The organism is Micromonospora sp. WMMD1102, from assembly GCF_029626265.1.
Lineage (GTDB): Bacteria > Actinomycetota > Actinomycetes > Mycobacteriales > Micromonosporaceae > Plantactinospora.
In genome coordinates, this window is record NZ_JARUBN010000001.1 from 6,805,054 (window position 1) to 6,823,164 (window position 18,111).

21 protein-coding genes, 1 tRNA gene and 1 pseudogene are annotated in these 18,111 nt (G+C 67.9%); 18 read left to right on the forward strand and 5 right to left on the reverse strand.

Annotated features, from left to right (window positions below):
- The first annotated feature begins 202 nt into the window (after positions 1–202).
- A complete protein-coding gene (locus O7626_RS30675) occupies positions 203–1,276 on the forward strand; it encodes a hypothetical protein (RefSeq protein ID WP_278064515.1) in 1,074 nt (357 codons plus the stop codon).
- A gap of 477 nt (positions 1,277–1,753) precedes the next feature.
- On the opposite strand, the gene O7626_RS30680 is transcribed toward O7626_RS30675, so the two are convergent.
- Complete coding sequence (locus tag O7626_RS30680) at positions 1,754–3,010, reverse strand: XRE family transcriptional regulator (protein WP_278064516.1); 1,257 nt, start codon at positions 3,008–3,010, stop codon at positions 1,754–1,756.
- 252 nt (positions 3,011–3,262) lie between these two features.
- Here O7626_RS30680 and O7626_RS30685 point away from each other — a divergent pair, with 252 nt between their 5' ends.
- The 13 genes from O7626_RS30685 to O7626_RS30745 all read left to right on the forward strand — a co-directional run bounded on the left by O7626_RS30685 (position 3,263) and on the right by O7626_RS30745 (position 12,254).
- Positions 3,263–3,595 (forward strand): hypothetical protein, encoded by a 333-nt coding sequence (locus O7626_RS30685; protein ID WP_278064517.1) that lies wholly within the window; start codon positions 3,263–3,265, stop codon positions 3,593–3,595.
- Positions 3,596–3,906: 311 nt separating this feature from the next.
- Positions 3,907–4,677, forward strand: a complete 771-nt coding sequence (locus tag O7626_RS30690; protein WP_278064518.1) for a hypothetical protein — start codon at positions 3,907–3,909, stop codon at positions 4,675–4,677.
- Between the two features lie 92 nt (positions 4,678–4,769).
- Entirely contained in the window at positions 4,770–5,669 is a 900-nt protein-coding gene (locus O7626_RS30695; protein WP_278064519.1) for an FtsK/SpoIIIE domain-containing protein, read from the forward strand.
- Positions 5,666–5,854 carry a hypothetical protein gene (locus O7626_RS30700; RefSeq protein WP_278064520.1) on the forward strand — a complete coding sequence of 63 codons (189 nt, stop codon included), beginning with the start codon at positions 5,666–5,668 and terminating at the stop codon, positions 5,852–5,854. Before O7626_RS30695 ends, O7626_RS30700 begins: the two co-directional genes overlap by 4 nt.
- A gap of 76 nt (positions 5,855–5,930) precedes the next feature.
- On the forward strand, positions 5,931–6,389 hold the full coding sequence (locus tag O7626_RS30705) for a hypothetical protein (protein ID WP_278064521.1): 459 nt from the start codon (positions 5,931–5,933) through the stop codon (positions 6,387–6,389).
- A complete protein-coding gene (locus O7626_RS30710; RefSeq protein ID WP_278064522.1) occupies positions 6,386–6,688 on the forward strand; it encodes a hypothetical protein in 303 nt (100 codons plus the stop codon). Before O7626_RS30705 ends, O7626_RS30710 begins: the two co-directional genes overlap by 4 nt.
- A 779-nt stretch (positions 6,689–7,467) precedes the next feature.
- The gene (locus O7626_RS30715; protein WP_278066388.1) at positions 7,468–7,815 is read left to right on the forward strand and encodes an RRQRL motif-containing zinc-binding protein; all 348 of its coding nucleotides are present in this window, start codon (positions 7,468–7,470) and stop codon (positions 7,813–7,815) included.
- Positions 7,812–8,234 (forward strand): DUF3307 domain-containing protein, encoded by a 423-nt coding sequence (locus O7626_RS30720; protein WP_278064523.1) that lies wholly within the window; start codon positions 7,812–7,814, stop codon positions 8,232–8,234. The genes O7626_RS30715 and O7626_RS30720 overlap by 4 nt, the downstream gene beginning before the upstream one ends.
- Before the next feature lie 10 nt (positions 8,235–8,244).
- Positions 8,245–8,427, forward strand: a complete 183-nt coding sequence (locus O7626_RS30725; protein WP_278064524.1) for a hypothetical protein — start codon at positions 8,245–8,247, stop codon at positions 8,425–8,427.
- Position 8,428: 1 nt separating this feature from the next.
- Entirely contained in the window at positions 8,429–9,295 is an 867-nt protein-coding gene (locus O7626_RS30730) for a hypothetical protein (protein ID WP_278064525.1), read from the forward strand.
- A complete protein-coding gene (locus O7626_RS30735) occupies positions 9,292–10,869 on the forward strand; it encodes a replication initiator (protein ID WP_278064526.1) in 1,578 nt (525 codons plus the stop codon). The genes O7626_RS30730 and O7626_RS30735 overlap by 4 nt, the downstream gene beginning before the upstream one ends.
- Before the next feature lie 42 nt (positions 10,870–10,911).
- Entirely contained in the window at positions 10,912–11,109 is a 198-nt protein-coding gene (locus O7626_RS30740; protein ID WP_278066389.1) for an excisionase family DNA-binding protein, read from the forward strand.
- A complete protein-coding gene (locus O7626_RS30745; RefSeq protein ID WP_278064527.1) occupies positions 11,109–12,254 on the forward strand; it encodes a site-specific integrase in 1,146 nt (381 codons plus the stop codon). The genes O7626_RS30740 and O7626_RS30745 overlap by 1 nt, the downstream gene beginning before the upstream one ends.
- A 21-nt stretch (positions 12,255–12,275) precedes the next feature.
- On the opposite strand, the gene O7626_RS30750 is transcribed toward O7626_RS30745, so the two are convergent.
- Positions 12,276–12,351 (reverse strand) — tRNA-Arg (locus tag O7626_RS30750).
- A gap of 244 nt (positions 12,352–12,595) precedes the next feature.
- Here O7626_RS30750 and O7626_RS30755 point away from each other — a divergent pair.
- Together O7626_RS30755 and O7626_RS30760 are read left to right on the forward strand one after the other, a co-directional pair.
- Entirely contained in the window at positions 12,596–12,751 is a 156-nt protein-coding gene (locus O7626_RS30755; RefSeq protein ID WP_278064528.1) for a hypothetical protein, read from the forward strand.
- A 356-nt stretch (positions 12,752–13,107) separates the two neighbouring features.
- Positions 13,108–13,156: pseudogene (locus tag O7626_RS30760) on the forward strand (hypothetical protein); the annotation flags it as partial.
- A gap of 25 nt (positions 13,157–13,181) precedes the next feature.
- Here O7626_RS30760 and O7626_RS30765 read toward each other — a convergent pair.
- Complete coding sequence (locus tag O7626_RS30765; RefSeq protein WP_278066534.1) at positions 13,182–13,529, reverse strand: hypothetical protein; 348 nt, start codon at positions 13,527–13,529, stop codon at positions 13,182–13,184.
- A 574-nt stretch (positions 13,530–14,103) separates the two neighbouring features.
- Here O7626_RS30765 and O7626_RS30770 point away from each other — a divergent pair.
- Positions 14,104–14,574 (forward strand): VOC family protein, encoded by a 471-nt coding sequence (locus O7626_RS30770; RefSeq protein WP_278064529.1) that lies wholly within the window; start codon positions 14,104–14,106, stop codon positions 14,572–14,574.
- Between the two features lie 249 nt (positions 14,575–14,823).
- On the opposite strand, the gene O7626_RS30775 is transcribed toward O7626_RS30770, so the two are convergent.
- Entirely contained in the window at positions 14,824–17,055 is a 2,232-nt protein-coding gene (locus O7626_RS30775) for an Ig-like domain-containing protein (RefSeq protein ID WP_278064530.1), read from the reverse strand.
- Between the two features lie 532 nt (positions 17,056–17,587).
- Between O7626_RS30775 and O7626_RS30780 the strand changes: the two genes are divergently transcribed.
- Positions 17,588–17,722 carry a hypothetical protein gene (locus O7626_RS30780; RefSeq protein WP_278064531.1) on the forward strand — a complete coding sequence of 45 codons (135 nt, stop codon included), beginning with the start codon at positions 17,588–17,590 and terminating at the stop codon, positions 17,720–17,722.
- Between the two features lie 109 nt (positions 17,723–17,831).
- Here the strand turns inward: O7626_RS30780 and O7626_RS30785 are convergent, their stop codons facing one another.
- Positions 17,832–18,107 (reverse strand): DUF5996 family protein, encoded by a 276-nt coding sequence (locus tag O7626_RS30785; protein ID WP_278066390.1) that lies wholly within the window; start codon positions 18,105–18,107, stop codon positions 17,832–17,834.
- Positions 18,108–18,111: the final 4 nt, after the last annotated feature.

Consider the following 18,111-nt stretch of genomic DNA (forward strand, 5'->3'; position numbering starts at 1 on the left):
TTCTGGTGAGTCCGGCCGTAGGCCGGTCCTTCTGGTTCTTTTGCCCTGTGCTGCTGATCCCGGCGGCCCGGGGCTTCGTCATGTTCCGCGCCGCCGGCGGGGCTTTACCGTCGACGCCGGGAGCGAAGCGGCAAGGCGTCGGCGGCGGGCCGGAGGCCCGGCCCCTGGTCGGCGGCGCGTGCGGCCTGCGAAGCGGGCCGCCTTGATCCCGTACAGAAAGTTCTCACATCCAGGGAGCACGTTCGTTCCAGGCGTAGTCCAAACGCAGAAGAGCGCCGTTCTCCTGCTTGATCTCGATCTCGGGGAACTCGACCTCGGGGAACTGGGCGGAACTGTCGTACCCGCGTCGGAGACTGGCGTCGTGACTGAACCGTTTGATCAACCGCGGGATCTGCCGCCCTACCTCCTCCGCTACCCCAACCCCTGGGGGCTAGGACACCGCCGGAAGAAAGGGCTCGAGAACCTCCGTGCTGCGGTAACCCGATATCGCAACGGATACGGCGGGATGTCGTTCGAGGGGCTACTGGGAGCCCTCCTCCGGTTTGAGGAGCGATCGGACACTGATACAACACTTCTAGTGGACGAGATCGTCGTCCGCCTCAGCGGCTCGACAGCGGAGGCTGCGGAGCAGCTCGCCGGCGTGCTGCATGAATTGCATCGGCGGAGTATGCCCCGCAGGCGGTGCTTGCAGTTCGATCGCGCACTACAGCGCGTCTTGTTTCTCCTACGGGGAACCGCCAGCTACGACCTCGCCTTCGCGTGTCTCCGCAGTGAGCGGAGTCTACGACGCTGGGCGGCATATAAGTTCTACGGAATTCGGGGGCTCGATGATCAGGCACGAAGCGTGCTTGCGTTTCAAGCCATCCGAGGAGAGATCGAGGAACCGGGTACCGCCTCTGTACGGTTCTATCCAGGCTCGCTGATCGCGAAGGATGCTGCACTGGTGGCGAACCTGGATCTGGCTGTTGTACTCAAAGTCGCGCCGACAACGGAGATGCGAAAGATTGCAATCGAATTCGCAATGTCTTCGGAGTCACCAGCAACCGTCGCAGCAAAATGTGAGGACTATCCGCAGGAATTGGTTTGGGCCGTTCAGGATGGGTGCCGCTCCGAGTTTCTACCTTTCATCATGGACATGATCGACGATTACCGGGATGACCCGTATTTGCTCCACTACCTACTCCGCTGTGTCGCCTGCATCGGCTGCCGTGACGATCTGGAGTACGCCTTGCATGTCGCGTCAGCCGTCATCGACCTAGCCGATGCCGAGCAATAGACAATGGCGCCGTGCGCTAACTCAACGTGGAGTGCGTCACGCCGACTCAACGTCACCGATCGTAACCGGGGCCACGGCCGTGCGGTCATCAGCTGTCGTGCACGCACCGGGAAAGACAGCCAGCGCACGGGGTGTTGGCCTCCGGACCGGACCTGCACCCAGACCACTGCGACCAGGACCAAGGTCAGCATGGGTCGAACATCATCGCCCGATGGGGAACAATGAAACCGTGGCTGGTGTACCCGACAGAGATGCGGAGTGGTGGACGACATCTGATGTCGCCGCGTACCTCGGCGTCAAGGTGGCAACTGTGACGAACTACCGGAAGCGCGGCCAGATGCCGGCCCCGGACGCGACCGTCGGCAGAACCCACATGTGGCGGCCAACCCGGATCATCGAGTGGCACAGGCAGCGTCCCCGCCCCGGCACTGGTGGCCGACCGGCATCTGCCGACACTCGGGCGGACAGCGACTGAGCCTACCGGGAGCCTGCTGCGGCACTAAGGGCCCGCAACTCGTCTAGGAAGGCAGACGCCTCGGGGTGCTCGGGGTGCCGCTCGTGTAGGAGCTGCCCCAGCTCTCGGGAGCACATCAGGAGTGAGGGTAGGGACCTGCGATCGCCGGACAGAGCTTGGCGACCGTAGGCTACTGCTTCCTCGACTTCTCCCGCACGGGCAGCGACAACGCCGAGAGTCAGACGCGCCTCGGCGTTTCGCATGGGCTTCCGTTCGGTGCCGTCCGGGTCAGTAGAGGATCGTATGACTTCGTGAGCGTACATCCCGGCAAGCCGGTCTTCTCCGGCCAACCGGTAGCAGTCCATGGCGTAGAAGTCGAACTTTGAAGGATCGACCACGAAATGGTGGTCGGTGTCCTCCGGGTAGGGCAGCGATTCTAAAAGGGTCCGACCGCGATCGAGGGCGGTCTCGACTTGTCTGCGGTCTCCGATCCGCGCCCATGCCTTGGCTTGCTGTGCTGCTAGCTGCACAGCAACGCTCTGTCGCGGGGCCTTCGCCGCCCCTAGTTCCGCAGCGGCTATAACTCCTCGGTAATCGCCCTGTGTCAGGGCGTACCATGCGCGCATTTCGTGCGCCCATCCGATAATCGCCGCGTTACCCGCCTCTTCACCGAGGCTTAGCGCTGCTTTGCGCGTGCTTTCCGCCTCCCTCCGCATTCCCATGTCGTACTCGACACATCCGACGAGTAAGGCTACCCAGCCGGCGAGTGTGAGCACTTCCTGGTGCTGAGAAAGCGTCAAGCGGCGGTCCATCAGTCCCGTGATACGGCGGAGCCAGGTTTTCCCTTCGATGTAAAGCTGATCCGAAGGAGCGTAGGGGTACTCACAGCAGAGTCGGTCGGCTGTGATGCGGAGAGCGTCAAGCGAAGATGACGACACGTCCGATGCGCGGATACGCGCGAGGATCTCAAGAGTTTCCATGCCGCTACCTACCAGTAGCTCCGCGTCAGCATCGGAGCTACTCCCCCGGGGGAAAAACGCTGCCGTAACAGTGCCGTAGGTCTTCGCGATCAGCGCCTTGTAGAAGCTGTCCGGCTCGGAGTTCCCCGCCTCCCACCGCTTCCAGTTGCGCAGAAGGGTGCTGTCGGACGGCAGCGGATCGCTCGCGTGCGCTCTAAGCGCCCGCACCGCGTCACCCTGGGACCAACCTCGTGCGGTTCGCTCCGAGCGAAGTCGCTGCGCCCACGCGGGCCGCGAGTCTTCCTCCAGCTCATCCGTCATACCTCCGAGTATCCACCTTGCGGGGGTGATACGGCAGGGGACTTCGGCCTGTCACCGCAGTGACACCTGTCGCTCACCTCGATCGAGCGAGATCGTTGTCTTACCAACATCCGGTCGCCAACTGGGCGACATGGAAGGTCTGGTGAAGTACCAAGTGAGTTGGTACTCTGAAGTGAGCAGCTCGCCGGACGAGGGCGAGCTCAGCCGGGCAGGCATCCAAGGTGGGTGCGCCCTAGTCGAGAGGAGTTCGTGATGGGTCGTCTGCTGTTGGACACGTCGCGTGTGTCGTACGAGGTGTCGGTGAACCCGGTGCCGAAGCTGGACCAGAACGGTCAGCAGAAGTTCGACCGGGAGTCGAAGAACCCGATGTGGACGGTGCACCTGTACGCGCTGTCGGAGAACGCGGGTGAGGTCATCAACGTGACCGTGGTCGCCCCGACCATGCCGCCGGTGACCGTTCGTCAGCCGGTGGTGCCGGTGGACCTGGAGGCGCTGCCGTGGGTCAACGATCGGGACGGGAAGGTCCGCTCCGGTGTGGCGTTCCGCGCTTCGGATCTGCGGCCGATCGAGACCGCTGACCGGTAGCCGGTTCGGGTTCCTACCGGCTGTTGACACGTACGTGTCAGCCCGGGAGAGGTGGACACGGGGTCGCCGTTGATTGGCGTCGGCTGCGACCCCGCGTCCCTCATCAACAACTCCTTGCCCCCATCACGAGGAAAGGACTCGTTGTGCTGAAGTCTAGCCGTCGGTCCCTGTTCGGCTCGTCGAACCGTCAGGGGACTGTCACTGTCATCGAAACGCAGGTTGCCCGTTCCTACCGTCGTCGGGCGACCATCGCTTTCTTCGTCACTCTCGGGGTGGTCGGTCTGCTGGCCGGCACTGTCGCCTCGGAGTACATGCATCCGATTCTCGGGTTCATCGTCGGCGCCCTGATCGGCGCGCTCACCGCGTCTGTGGTATTCGTGCTGGTCGTGTCGTGGCCGGTGCTGCGGGTGTTCTGGCACTGGCTGCCGGAGATCCTGCTCGGCCTCGGCCTGGTCTACGGCTGGCAGGCACTCATGCAGGCCGCGAACCTGGTGGTGGCGCTGCTGGTCCTGGCCGTGCTGGTCGGTGTCCCGGCCGCTGTCGGCCCGGTCCGCCGCCGCCTCGTCGCCTGGTCGTGGTGCCTGATCGTCCGGCACCGGCTACGGATGTGCTTCGCCGCGTTCGTCGCCACGAACCGTAACGGCGTGCTGCCGCTGGTCCTGCTCGCCCGGCCGACCCCGGCCGGGGAACGGGTCTGGATCTGGCTGCGCCCCGGCCTCTCTCTGAAGGACCTGGAGGCCGAGGGGCAGGTGCACAGGTTGGCGGTCGCCTGCTGGGCGAACGAGGTCCGCGTCATGCGGGCATCGCGTAGGTACGCGGCGCTGATCCGGGTCGACATCACCCGACGTGAACCCCTGACCGACACCGTCGTGTCGCCGCTGCCCGGCTTCATCCCCACGGATGTGCCGGCCAACGCTCCTACCTCTCCGGGCATGCCGCCTGTCGGCCTGGACCTGCCCGACGTGCCGGACGAGCCGGTCACCGGGCCGGACGACAACCCCCGGCCGCGCAAACCGCGCAACCCCACCAACAACAGCACCGTCGCGGACCCGTCCGGGTTCGACCCCTCCGACTACGCCTAACCAACCTCTGCCTCTTGGAGTGCGCGGGCCGAGCACCGGCCGTCGGATGCGACCGTCCGCGCCTTCCCCACCATCCTGCCTGGGAGTCTGCTATGACCACCGACACCATCCCGCTACCACTGCGGGGTGACCCACAGCCGGACACGGTTCCGGTCGGCCCCATCATGTCGATCTTCGATCCGGTGTTCCTCGGGATCGACGAGTTCGGTCAGCCGGTCTACCTGCCGATGATGTACCGCAACATCCTCATCGGCGGCGAACCGGGTGCCGGCAAGTCGAGCCTGCTCAACACCATCGTCGGTCACGCCGCGCTGTCCACCGATGTCCGGCTGTGTCTGCTCGACGGCAAGCAGGTCGAGCTGGGCCTGTGGAAGGACGCCGCCGACGTGTTCGTCGGCCCGAACATCGGCCACGCCATCCGCACCCTGATCCGGGTGCAGCGGGTGATGGACAACCGGTACACGTTCCTGCTGTCCCGCCGCCGCCGCAAGGTCGGCCCCAACGACCTGTTCGGTCAGATCCTCGTCGCGGTCGATGAGATCGCCTACTTCTCCGCCACCGCCGGAGACGACAAGACACAGAAGCTGTTCGCCGCCCTGCTCCGCGACATCGTGGCCCGGGGACGCGCCGTCGGCATCATCGTCGCCGCCGCGACTCAGCGCCCGTCCTCGGACATCATTCCGCCGTCGCTGCGGGACCTGTTCGCGTGGCGGTTCGCCGGCCGCTGCACCAACGACGTGTCCTCGGACATCGTTCTCGGCCACGGCTGGTACGCCCGCGGATTCTCCGCCAACAGCATCGACCCGGACAACCAGGGTGAGGGCTTCCTCATCGCCGAGGGCGGCATGCCGAACCGGGTCAAGGCCGCGTACATGACCGACATGGACATCATCCGCGTGGCCGACTACGCCACCTGGACCCGCCGCCGTGACCGCCTCACCACCCCACACCCGGCCGCCGTCGACCAGCAGCCTGTGGCGGTGGCGGCATGAACCCGCTCAACGACCCGGCCCGCTACACCGACCTGACCATCACCGGGCTGACCGAAGACATCAACGAACTCGTCAACGCCGCCTACCGGGCCGGGGTCCTGGTCCACTCCACCGCCCCACAACCCTGCGGACCCGGCGACCGCCGCATCCGCGTCTCGATCCGGCTCCACCTGTACCGCCGATAGAGGAAAGCCGACAGACCGGTCCACGCCCTAGCAAGCTGCCCGATCTGCCGGCCCCAACCAACGCCCACGAAGGGACGTGGCCGCCATGAACCCTACCCAAAAACCGGACCCCACCGCCGCCGCGCTGGCCGACCTGACCCCGGCTGACATCCTGCGCTGCACTGCCCGCTACCTCGAACGCCACGGCTGGATCCAGGGCAACGCGTACCAGCCCGACACCACGGACCCGTTCCCTGCGGCCTGCGCGATCGGCGCCATCACCATCAGCATCTACGGCGGTCTCAGCGCGCCCGTCGACCGGCAGGAACGCCACGACGCGTGGCGCCTGGTCAACCGCGTAACCGCGCAACTCGCCGAATATCTCTGGACCGACGGACGCGTCAAGGAATCCGACTACTACGGCGCCATGTGCAGCTCGGCCCCCGAGATCGTCGCTGGCTGGAACGACGACAGCACCCAAGCCCTGGCCGATGTCCTGGACATCCTCCGCGCCGCCGCCGACGACCACGACCGCACCCACGGCGGCACCCGATGATCCGCCTCGACCGCCGGCTCCTGACCGCCGGACCCAACCTCACCGTCGCGCAGCTCGTGACCATCTGGGCCGATCACACCCCGGCCCGGCTTCCCGTACCGGTGGCCTGCCCGACCTGCGAGCACGCCTACAGCCAGACGGCGCCACTGTGCCCGTCCGCCGCCGTCGTCCGGCCGCTGCTGCGCCGCCGCCGCTACGAAGCCGGCCCGCGCGTACTCGCACCGCTGACCCCGAACCAGCTTGCCGACCTGACCGGCAAACGCCTGTCGACCGCCCTGCCGTCGGAGGTGAACCGATGACCGCCCCCAACATCACCAACCTGACACGTACGTGTCAAAACCTTGGCGACCACTCCACCGCCGACATCCTCACCGCACTCGAAAACGCCTGGTCCGCAATCCGCGACCACAACCCCGACGTACCCGCCGCCGTCCTCATCGTCGGCTCCGGCTCCCCCCACAAGGCCAACCAGCCGATGAAGTGGGGCCACTTCGCCGCCCTGCGCTGGCAGGCCGGCGACAACCAGCTACCCGAAGTCCTCATCTCCGGCGAGGGCCTATCCCGCGAACCCGATGCCGTGTTCACCACCCTCCTACACGAAGCCGCGCACGGCCTCGCCGATGCCCGGGGCATCAAGGACACCTCCCGGCAGGGCCGCTGGCACAACAAACACTTCGCCAGCCTCGCCGCCGAACTCGGCATGTCCACAACCAAGGACGACAAGCTCGGCTACTCGCCCTGCACCCTCACCGACATCACCCGCGCCCGCTACCGCACCGTCATCACCGCTCTCGGCGACGCACTACGCGTCTACCGGCACCCCGAACCGACCGGAGAGAGCAAAGGCCGCACGAACAACAACAACGGCCACACCTGCGAATGCGAGTGCCCCCGCAAACTCCGCATCTCCATCGCGGCCTTCGACGAAGGCCCGATCGTCTGCGCCGTCTGCGGCGCGGCGTTCCTCCCCGAGGACATCGACCGCGACACCTACCAACACCCGACCTTCACCACCGGCCCCAACCCGGCCGACGACAACGAGGACCAGGACGACGACGCCGACGAGGGAGACGACTCGATGGTCTTCTACGACCCCACCGGCGACAAATACGGCCTACCCACCTACCCATTCAAGCTCGCGCCCGCCGGCCTGGCCACCCGCAGGCAACTCCGCGCCCGCAACCTCCGCCCCGGCGGCCAAGACATCGCCGCGCAAATCCTGTGGCGCAAAGGCAAGCGCTGCGCCTACCTCTACCGCATCGACCTCGCCGTCCCGAAACGGACCGCGACCCCGGCCCAACGCGCCGCTATCGACCGGGCGCTGACCGCCCGCCGCACCTGCCCCACCTGCCGACAGGTCCGGCCCTACTACATCCAACGCTCCCTCGGGGAGTGCTTCGACTGCGCACCTGGAGGTGCCCGATGAACTCCGCCATCGTCTTCGCGGTCGTCACGGCCGTTCTCATCCCGGCCCATCAATTCGCCGACCACATCGTGCAAACCGACTCCGATGCCTCGCACAAGGCCGACCCCGGCTGGGCCGGCTGGCGACACCTACTCCTCCACGTCGCCACCTACCACCTGACCCTCACGGCAATGCTCGCCGCCACCGTCGTCCTACTCGACCTGCCGGTATCCGTAATCGGACTCGCCACCGGTATCGGCTTCTCCGCCGTCACGCACGCACTGCTGGACCGCCGTTGGCCGGTACGCCTCATCCTCCGCCTGACCGGCTCCGCCGCCTTCGCTGACCGGCTAACCCCGGTCTGCGGCATGTACGTCGCTGACCAGTCCTTGCACTACGCCTGCCTCTGGATCTCGGCCCTCCTCATCGCCTGCCTCTAAGGAGAACCACATGCGCAAGCTGTTCATGTTCGCCGAGACCGACACCTCCGTCCGAGAGGTCCGGGTCGACCCCGCCAACATCGACCGCCAGAAGCGCGACCTCGAAGCGCTCGGCTACCACGTCTCGATCATCGACGAAGACGAGCGCATCCGGTACGGCCTCCTCGCCCAGAAGCTCAAGCGAGGTGACTGACATGGCCGCACCCGCCAAGCCCACCAAGACGCAGAACGGCGCAGCGTCTGAACTTCAGTACGGCGTCCTCATCTTCATCGTGCTGCTCGTCGGCAGCATGGCCGGGGCCGCCTCGTTCTCCCACGTCCACGACTGGACCATGGAAAACAGCCCCACCGGTACCGGTGACTGGTTCGGCTGGGCCAACGCCGTCATCACCGAACTCATCCCCGTAGCCGCACTGATCGTCATCGCCATCCGTCGCCGTACCGGCGGCCCGATCGGCTACCCGATGTTCCTGCTCGTCGTCGCTGTCGGTCTGTCACTGACCGCACAGCTGGCCGTGGCCGAACCGACCGTGTTCGGCTGGATGGTCTCCGCCCTACCGGCGCTGGCCTTCTTCGCCCTGTCCAAGCTCGTCTTCACCGTCTCCCGGCCTACAACCGTCACGGCAGAAGTGCCGGCCACCGTCGCCCCGGCGTCGTCCCCCACGGACATCCCCGCCGCGCCGACGGTCAGCCCGGCCGCCGCACCGACACCGGCCACCCAACCCCAACCGATCGAAGCACCCAACCCTGCAACCCCGGGCGAAGCAGATAGCACCACCGGCAGCACGGAACCGCCGTCCAGCCCTGACACGGAACGGCCGACGCCGCGTCCCGAACCGGCGCCGGACAGCACCCCGACCAACGTGACGGGACTGCTCCCCGGAGCACGGACCATCGTCAAGAGCCACCGGCAAGTACACGGCGAAGACATCACCCCGGGACAACTCGCGGTTCGACTCCGCGTCCCGACCAACATCGCCGCCGACATCCTGACCGCACTCAACCAGCCGGCCACCAACACCCAACCGCACAACGGCAAGCCTGTCGGAGCCACCGCGTGACCTCGACGCTGCCTCTCGTACCCGGAACCCCTAACAAGGTTCCGGGCACGGGAGCCTCCGCCGAGTACTGGCCCTGGGCCACCCCCACCCGCACCACCGGCCACCGCGACGGCTACGTCCGGGGCCACGACCCCCGCACCGTCGACTCCGGGCGCGCCCGCGCCCAGGACCCCGACTACCCCGAATGGCTGCACCACGTCCGGGGCGCCTGGGCCTGCAAACACCCCATCCGCCTCGCCGGCCAGATCCACGTCAACAACCCCGACGGACAACGGGTCGCCACCGTCGACACCGACACCATGCCCGACGGCGCGATCTACACCCCGTGCGGCAACCGCCGCGCCACGGTCTGCCCCGCCTGCGCCGAGGTCTACCGCCGCGACACCTACCACCTCATCAAAGCCGGCCTCCAAGGCGACCGGTGGGGACTACCACCCCTAAACGAGCACATCGCCGTCTTCGTCACGGCGACCGCCCCCTCGTTCGGCCCTGTCCATCACCGCGTCGTCCAGGTCCACGCCGCCGACTGCCGCAAGAAAGACGGCTGCGCCTGCCGGCCCGCACCCTGCCACCCGTTCGGACGCACCTGCTCCCACGGGATACCGATCCGCTGCGGCGACCGGCACAAGCCCGGCGACCACCGTCTCGGCCAACCCCTGTGCCTCGACTGCTACGACCACGCCGCACAGGTCGTCTGGAACCACGAAGCCCCCGAACTGTGGCGCCGCACCATCCAACAAGTCGACCGGGAACTCCGCCGACTCGGCAAACGCCACGGCGTCGACCTACGACGCCGCTACATCAAGGTCTACGAATTCCAAGCCCGAGGCGTCGTGCACTACCACGCCCTGATCCGTCTCGACGGCTACCACCCCGACTGCCCCACCGCGATCACCCCACCCCCGGCCGCGATCACCCGACCCATGCTCGCCGAAGCGGTCGAGACCGCATTCCGGAAAACCGCCTACACCTCCGCACCGCATCCGGCCAACGGCGGCCGGGGCTGGCCGATCCGGTGGGGAGACAAGGGCCTGGACCTCAAGCACGTCAACGCCCCCGGCGGAGAGGTCAACCTCGCCCGGATCACCGGCTACATCGCCAAGTACGTCACCAAATCCACCGAAGTCACCGGCCTAAACCTGCGTCGAGTCGACGGCACCAACCTCGACGCCTACGCCGACCCGAACAGCCACCCCGGCCGACTCATCCGGGCCTACTGGGACCTCGGCGAGCACCCCGACTACCAGCGGCTACGACGGTGGGCACACCAGTACGGCTACGGCGGCCACATCACCACCAAAAGCCGTGCCTTCTCCGTCACCTTCGGCTTCATCCGCCACCAACGCACCATCTGGCGCCGCACCGAAGGCCACCCCCACACCTGGGACGACGAACAAACCGAACTCGTCATCTACCAACTCGGCTACCACGCCACAGGCTGGATCACCACCGGAGACGCCCTCCTGGCCAACACCGCCGCCGCCCAAGCCCGCGCCAGACAACAAGCCGCCCGCGACGCCCTCGACGATGAGCGCGTCACCCGACAAGCCGCTGATCAACCCGTGGCCGCTTGACACGTACGTGTCAACAATCAGGAGGGGGACACCGTGGATCAACTGCTGACCGTCGACCAGGCGGCGGCACGACTCGGCACGAAGGTGCGGTTCGTGCGCAGGCTCATCGCCGAGCGGCGGATCGCCTTCGTCAAGCTCGGCACCCATGTCCGAATCTCGGCCAGCGTGCTGGACGCGTACATCGCTGCCTCGACCGTGCAACCGGTCACGGTGCGCTGGCGGAACGGTCGGGCGGCCTGATGGGCTCCCGTAAGCGCCGGTTCGGACGGGTTCGCAAGCTGCCGTCCGGCCGCTACCAGGCGCGCTATCGCGGTCCGGACGGTCTCGACCATCCCGCACCGACGACCTTCCGTAGCGAGCGTGACGCGGATCGGTTTCTCAGCCTGGTGGAGGCTGACATCACGTCCGGGCGCTGGCTCAACCCGGACGCGGGCCGTACGTCCGTCGCGGAGTGGACGGAACAGTGGTTCGCCTCGGCGTCGTCGGGCTGGAAGGCGAAGACCCGCCACACGTACCGGTCCGTCCTCGACCGCCTGGTCCTGCCGCAGCTCGGCCGGGTGCAGCTCGCCGTATTGCGCCCGATCGCGGTGAACCGCTGGGTAGCTGACCTGTCGGAACGGTGGAGCCCGTCTCAGGTGCGGCAGGCGTACCGACTGTTGGCGCAGATCATGACTGCTGCGGTGGACAACAGCATGATTCCCGCATCGCCGTGCCGGAAGGTGCGGCTGCCTCGGCTCCCCGAGGCTGACCCGCGCATCCTGACCGTCGAGCAGGTCGACCAGATTGCCGGCAACTGCGTGCTGGGTGATCGGGTGCTCGTGCTGCTGCTGGCCTACGCCGGGCTGCGGATCGGTGAGGCGTTGCCGCTGCGGCGTCGGCACGTTCAGGTGGCCGAGTCTCGGATCGTCGTCGCGGATGCGGTCAGTGAACTGCCTGGCGGGCCGGTCATCGATACCCCGAAGAATCATCAGCGGCGGGAGTTGGCCGTGCCGGCGTTCGTCGTGCGGCTGCTCAAACAGCACCTCGCCACCCTGCCCGACGATCCGGATACGTTCGTGTTCCCGGGTCGACAGCGGCAGACCTCGGACCGGCAGCAGAGCTATCACGGATTCCGCCGCCGGTTCCTCCGTGCGGTCACCGCCGCCGGGCTGGAGGACGTGACTCCGCATGATCTGCGAGCCACTCACGCGAGTTGGGTCGCCGACTCGCATGGCGTCCTGGTCGCCGCGCGTCGGCTCGGGCACGCCAACGCCAGTGTCACGACCCGGCACTACGCCCGTGCCATCGACCAGCGGGATGACGAGGTGGCCCGGCACCTGGACAAGGTAAACCGCACTCGATCGGGCACGCAACGGGCACGGAAGCCCCGGAAGGCGGAGAAATGATCGCTGATCAAGGCTGTGACCTGGTGCCCCCGGCAGGATTCGAACCTGCGACACACGGTTTAGGAAACCGATGCTCTATCCCCTGAGCTACGAGGGCGCGAGGGCCTAGTCTAGCGACCCGACCGACCGTCGGTCGCGAACCGGGGTTCGTGTGCTCCGGGTGTGGTCCTGGGCTGGGCGAACAGGGGTCCGGGCAAAGTGGGTGAACGTGGGCCACTCCCCTGCCACCCAAGGTGAACGGCCATGGTGACCCGTGTTGGCACCGGTTCACCCAGGTTGGCATCCGCTGGAGGAGTCTCTACGCGAGTTCGCACAGCACCACCTCTGCCGATCTTGATGGTTTGGGCTGGGAGAGCTCCGGCCCGGCCACTGCGGCGCACAGCGCCTACTTCGGCGACCACCGGCCGACGAGCACGACCTTCGGGGCCGTGGAGCTGGCTCTCCCGGGCCAGGTCGTCGAGATCGGCGCGGTCGTTCTGCTCGACCTGCCGCGCTAGGTGCTCTTCACCCTGAGTCCGTCCGGGTCGAGGGCGACTCTGCACGGCCGCATCGACGTACCGACCGATTGACCGACCGATGCGACGCAGGCCGCGGCGTCCGACACTCGTTACGCGGACGCACCGGATGCGCCGCTGCGCTCACCAAGGTAGGCAGTTCCCCGGTCTGGACCGAGATAGAGGTGCGGGAACCAGTGAGCCGACCGGTGGGTCGACGGCGTGACATGACCGAGTACGGGTGGGTCACCGACGAGTGGCCCGCATCGAGGATGTGAGTTGCGATGACAAGCCCGGCAACGATGAGCTGGCCGAGCCTTCGGGTCTCGCACTGGACCCCCACCCGCGACACCCTGCACATGTGGACCCAGATCGTGGGCAAGATCCGCCTACGCCCCGTTGCTCAACCATTGGTGGCAGGTGACCCTCTACGTCAGCCCGCGCGGCTTGACGACGCAGCTTGTCGTTCCGGGAGAGGAGAACCGTCGTAGGCGGCCGCCGGGACAAGTGGGTGCCGGAACTCCAGGCGAGCTCCCGAGGCATGGAAGCAGACCCGAACGCAGGGCCTCGTTCCACGCGCGACCAGCACCGGTCGCTCCCACGCGAGACCGGAGAGCAGCGACAGCACGGCCACGCCGATGAGGAAGCGGTTGGCCGGGTCCCGGCTCATTCCCAGCGCACCCCGCAATGCCATGGCCTGCGGGGCGGCGAGCGTCTCCAGCCGATCCAATACCGGCCACAACAGCTCGTGCAGCGCCGCGAACGCGAGGAATGCCTCCATCCGGGTGCCCCCTACACCGCAGCACCGTCGCGTCGGACGCCGCCCTGACGGCGTAGTCGAGCAGAGCGGTCTTGCCGATACCCGGCTCACCCCACAACACGAGACCGAAACCCGCGCGATTCGCCGCCCGATCCAGCAGCCGGTCCAGCGCTGCGGTCTCGGCGCGTCGCCCGAACAGTTCCATGTCCCATCCCGAACTGTCGCGGCTGGCCACGGTCACGCGGCCGTTCCCAGGCTATCGCCCGGTCTGCGCTCGGCCGGGTGACCGATTGACCGGCCGATCCGCTGACGGCGCGGCTGTCCCACACTCGATCCTGCACCCCTCGGTACTGCCAGCGGCTCTCGGCGTACACCGGCGACAAGCTCGCGCATCCTTACCAATTAGTCCTGATATAAATATTCTAGAATAGTCTGGCAGTCTCGGTCCGTATTTCAAGGCGCGGTCGAAGCCCATGCGTAGGCGGGCACCCCGACAGCCGACCCACTGCATGGCAGCCCCGGACATCTGCGCCCACGCACCCATCCCAGCACAACGGGAGCACGGCCAAAGGTCGAAGACAACGAACAGAGGAGCATGCTGTTGGCCCCCGCAACCCATGGCAACCTGCCCGCCCCCGTCGAAGGACTGATCCTCACCCACTTCCTCACCGTCCGCGATGTCGCCGTCTCGCGGGACTTCTACGCCGACATCTTCGGTGGCGAGGTGGTGCTGGATCAGAACCCGGGGATCGTGAAGATCGCCAACAGCTGGATCATCATGAACCCCGGCGGCGGACCCACCCCGGACAAGCCGGACATCAGCCTGGCCGCTCCGCAGCCCGGCGACACCGTCTCCAGTTTCCTCAACGTCCGCGTCGCCGACATCGGCGCGTTCTACGCCCAGGCCACCGCCAAGGGCGGTGAGTTCCTCACCGAGCCCCTGGACCGGAAGGCCGAGCTTCGCTGCTACCTGCGCGACCCCGACGGCTACCTGATCGAGATCGGCCAGGCCACCGGCATGCTCGACGGAGTCTTCGCCGACCCACCAGCCGGCTCCGGACGGTGAACCCGCCGACCTGGAACAACCCGTGGCCGCCAGCTCCGTAGCGCCGCCACAAGGGCCGCCCGCGATCGGTGTGGCGGACGGTCGCTTCCTGCACACCCTGTCGAGGTCGCCGAAGGAGGCGCTCCCTCAGGCGGCGCGGAACGTTGGGCCGCCGGCATACCGAGGGCGGCTCTGGCGTGCCCGGTTGCGGATGTCCCTCGGACGATCCTCGGCCTCGTCCTTCTCGCCAGGTCGGTTTCGAGGGTGCCGTCACGTCCGGGGTCGCAGCAGGGTGATTCGCCGGCCGCCGTACTCCGAGACGTAGAGGTTACCGGTCTCGGGGTGCTCGACCAGGTCGAGCGGGTCGGTGAATCCGCCCATCCCGGGCAGGCCGCTGGTCGACGCGGTGATGTCACCCGTGGCACCCGGCGTCAACACGACGATGTCGTCACCCCCGCTGTAGCGGACCACGAGCAGCTTGCCGGTGAGGGCACCGCCGAACGCGGTCCCCCGGTACTCGATGACCCCGTTGGGCGATCGGTTGGTGCCGAAGTCGTGGGCGGCCCCGCGCCAGTTGCGGTCGGGTGCTGTCCCGATCGGATACTCGGAAACCTGCGCCGGGTCGACGTCGGCGGTCGGGTTGCCGCCGTTGAGCACCCATTCACAGCGGGTCGGGTTGGGGTGCCCGTAGTAGCCGCCCGCCCGCACCCGGAACAGGTAGTCGCGCTGGGTCGACACCCCGGTCAGGCCCGGCGTGAGGGGACCGGTCCAGGCGCCGTTGGTCGCCACGTCCACCCGGCGCGTACATGCGGCCGGCAGGGCGGCCGGGGCGGCCGGAGCGCTGCCGCCGGCGGCCGAGCCGTTGGTCGGCACGTACAGGTGTCCGTTGCTGTGCCAGACGAGGTCCCAGGCGTTGCGGATGCCGCTGCCGTAGACGGTCACCGGCGCGCCAGCCGCGAACGGGTCGTAGCTGCCGCCGTCGGCCGTCTTGACGTCCAGCGGGGTCGATCCCAGGGCGCTGGTGTCGACCCGCAGCACCGCCGCGCCGAGGGTGCGTTCGGGTCGCTGTCCCCACGCGTTGTCCGGTGCGCCCATCGCGGTGTTGGAGCCCTGGTTGACGTAGAGGGCACCGTCCGGGCCGAAGGCGAGCCCGTTGGTGAGGTGGTCGCGGGTGCTGCGGGGCAGGTTGACCACCTTGTCGGTCACCGTCGCCAACTGTGGCCCGCTCATCCGGCTGATCTTCCCGGTCCAGTCCGGCATGCTGCCGTAGCCGAACGCGGAGTGGGTAACCCAGAGCACCGGAGCACCGGCGGTGGCCGCCGGGTCGAAGGCCAGCCCCATGAGCATCCGGTCGCCGCCCGCGCTGGTACGCAGGGAATCGATCACCGCACCCGTGCCGAGGGTGCCGTCGGCGTTGACCGCGTACCGGATGATCTGCCCGGTGACGGTGGCCGCGTACAACCTGCCGTCCGGGCCGAAGGTGACGGCGGTGAAGGTCTGACCGCTCGCGGTGGGCAGGGTGACCTTGTCGAACGCGATCGGGCCACCGGGAACGGCCGGTGCCGTGCCGGTGGTGAAGGTGACCGCGTACGGCAGGAAGGCTGCGCCGGACGTGTCACGTACACCATCGGTGATCTCGAAACGGTACGTGGTGTCCGCCGTCAGCAACCCGGTTGGTTGCAGGACGACCACGTCACCACCACCGCTGGTGTTGCGGTTGGCGGACACCGCCACGCCGTCGGCGACCCGGATCAGCCGTACGGTGTCCGCGGTCAGGGTCGCGGCGTCCACCCCGGCGCCGACGGTCGGCAGGTCGACGGTCGCCGCGATCGGGGTGTCCCGGGACACCGCGACGGTCCCGGCCGCCGGGGTGACGCCGGTGATCGCCGGCCGGCCGTCCAACTGCGGCGCGGCCACGACGTCGAGATAGTTGATTTTGGTGTTGAAGCCACCGGCGGCGTCCACGGTAAGCCGCCCGTCCATGATCCGGGTGGCCACCGTGGCCTGGCGGTACTCGCCCCCGCTGGCCGGCACGAACGGCCCGACCGCGACGGAACCCTCGACGTTGAGCTGGTGGCGGCTGTCCAGCGCCGGACCGTCCCCGGCCGAAACCGTCACGGTGTACGTGCCGTTGGGACGCTCCAGCTCCCAGACGCCCTCGGCCCGCACCCCGTTGAAGTTCGACAGGTCGTCGCCCTGCATGTGCATGAGCGTGTCCAGCCGCTGCTCGATGCCGGTCCGGTCGCGGTCCCGGCCGCTGCCGACCAGGCTCAGCGGGGTGTCGCTGCCCGGAGCCACCCAGCCATAGCGCAGCCCGGTGCTCTGGCCGGGGTCGACCCGGTCGCCGAAGCCCTGGCCGAAGTCGCGCACGTACCCCGTCGGCAGCGGGGCGCCCTGGCTGGAGAAGTTGACCGACAACGGATCGGCCGCCGCCGCTCTGCCCTTCGCGCTGGCCGCCGCCGGACCGGCCGGCATCACGGTCAGGACCCCCACGAGGGTCACCGCCAAGCCGCCCCGAGCAACCACTGTCGCACCCGATCGGCGCATCGTGCCCCCTAGCACCCGTCGTTGCTCACCTGCCCGGCGTGGACGGTATAGATACGCGAAGATCCTTCAGATAGCTCTGTCTGGATATTTACAGCCGTGCTATCCGGAACGCGCCCGCCTGTTCGACCTTTCGCGCGCCGCCGGTGCCGCGCCCGGGTCCCGCGCGGGCCCACTTCCCAGCGGGCCCGTCCGGAGCGCAGCGGGTGCTTGACGTCATCGACGCTCCCGCCTGGGTGCGTCACTGCCGGGCCGACTTCCTCGGCAACCGGCTCGGTCGCGGCCTGTACGCGCCGATCTTCGACCACCCCGCGCCTCGTCGCGCTGGGGGTACCGCTGCCCGAGATCGGCGTGGCCCGGACCAACGGGGTCGTGCCGACAGAAGTCCTGGAGCAGGTCGACGCCCGGCTCGCGGCCGAGATCCAGCGGCTGACCAGGGCCCGCGCCGAACCAACCGGGCGCCGGCCTGGTCAGAGGCGAACACACCACCATGCAGACGTTCGTCGACGCCGTGGCCTCCATCTACAACCCCGCGCAGATCGACGTGCTCACCCGGGCCAGTCTCCTCGCGCGCCGGCAGTTGGGCCTCGACGCTGCGGCCGAGGAGGACCAAGGGCGCGAATGAAATGCCCGACGGCCCGGCCCAGCTCGTCGTGCCGGGCCGGACCGGGCCTGCGCTCACCGGACAACGGTGAGACCGCTATGCCTCGAGCACTGCTACCCCTCGAGCACTGCTATGCCTCGAGCGCGGAACGATTCCAGGCGGCCAGGTCGGCGGCCGCTTCGTAGGTCGTACGGAGAAAATCGGTGAGCATCGCGTCGGGATCGGCTGCGTCGGCGACCCGTTCGTAGGGCAGGACGCATTCCTGCAGCGACCTGTCGTAGAACATGGCCGTGCGTTCCGCATAGCCAGGTGGTTCCGGGTAGGCGTACGCGTAGAAGGCGCCCTCCTCGCCGCCGCCCGGCCAGAAACCGAAGCTCGCCAGCTCGTGTGAGTAGCCCTCGTGCATCACC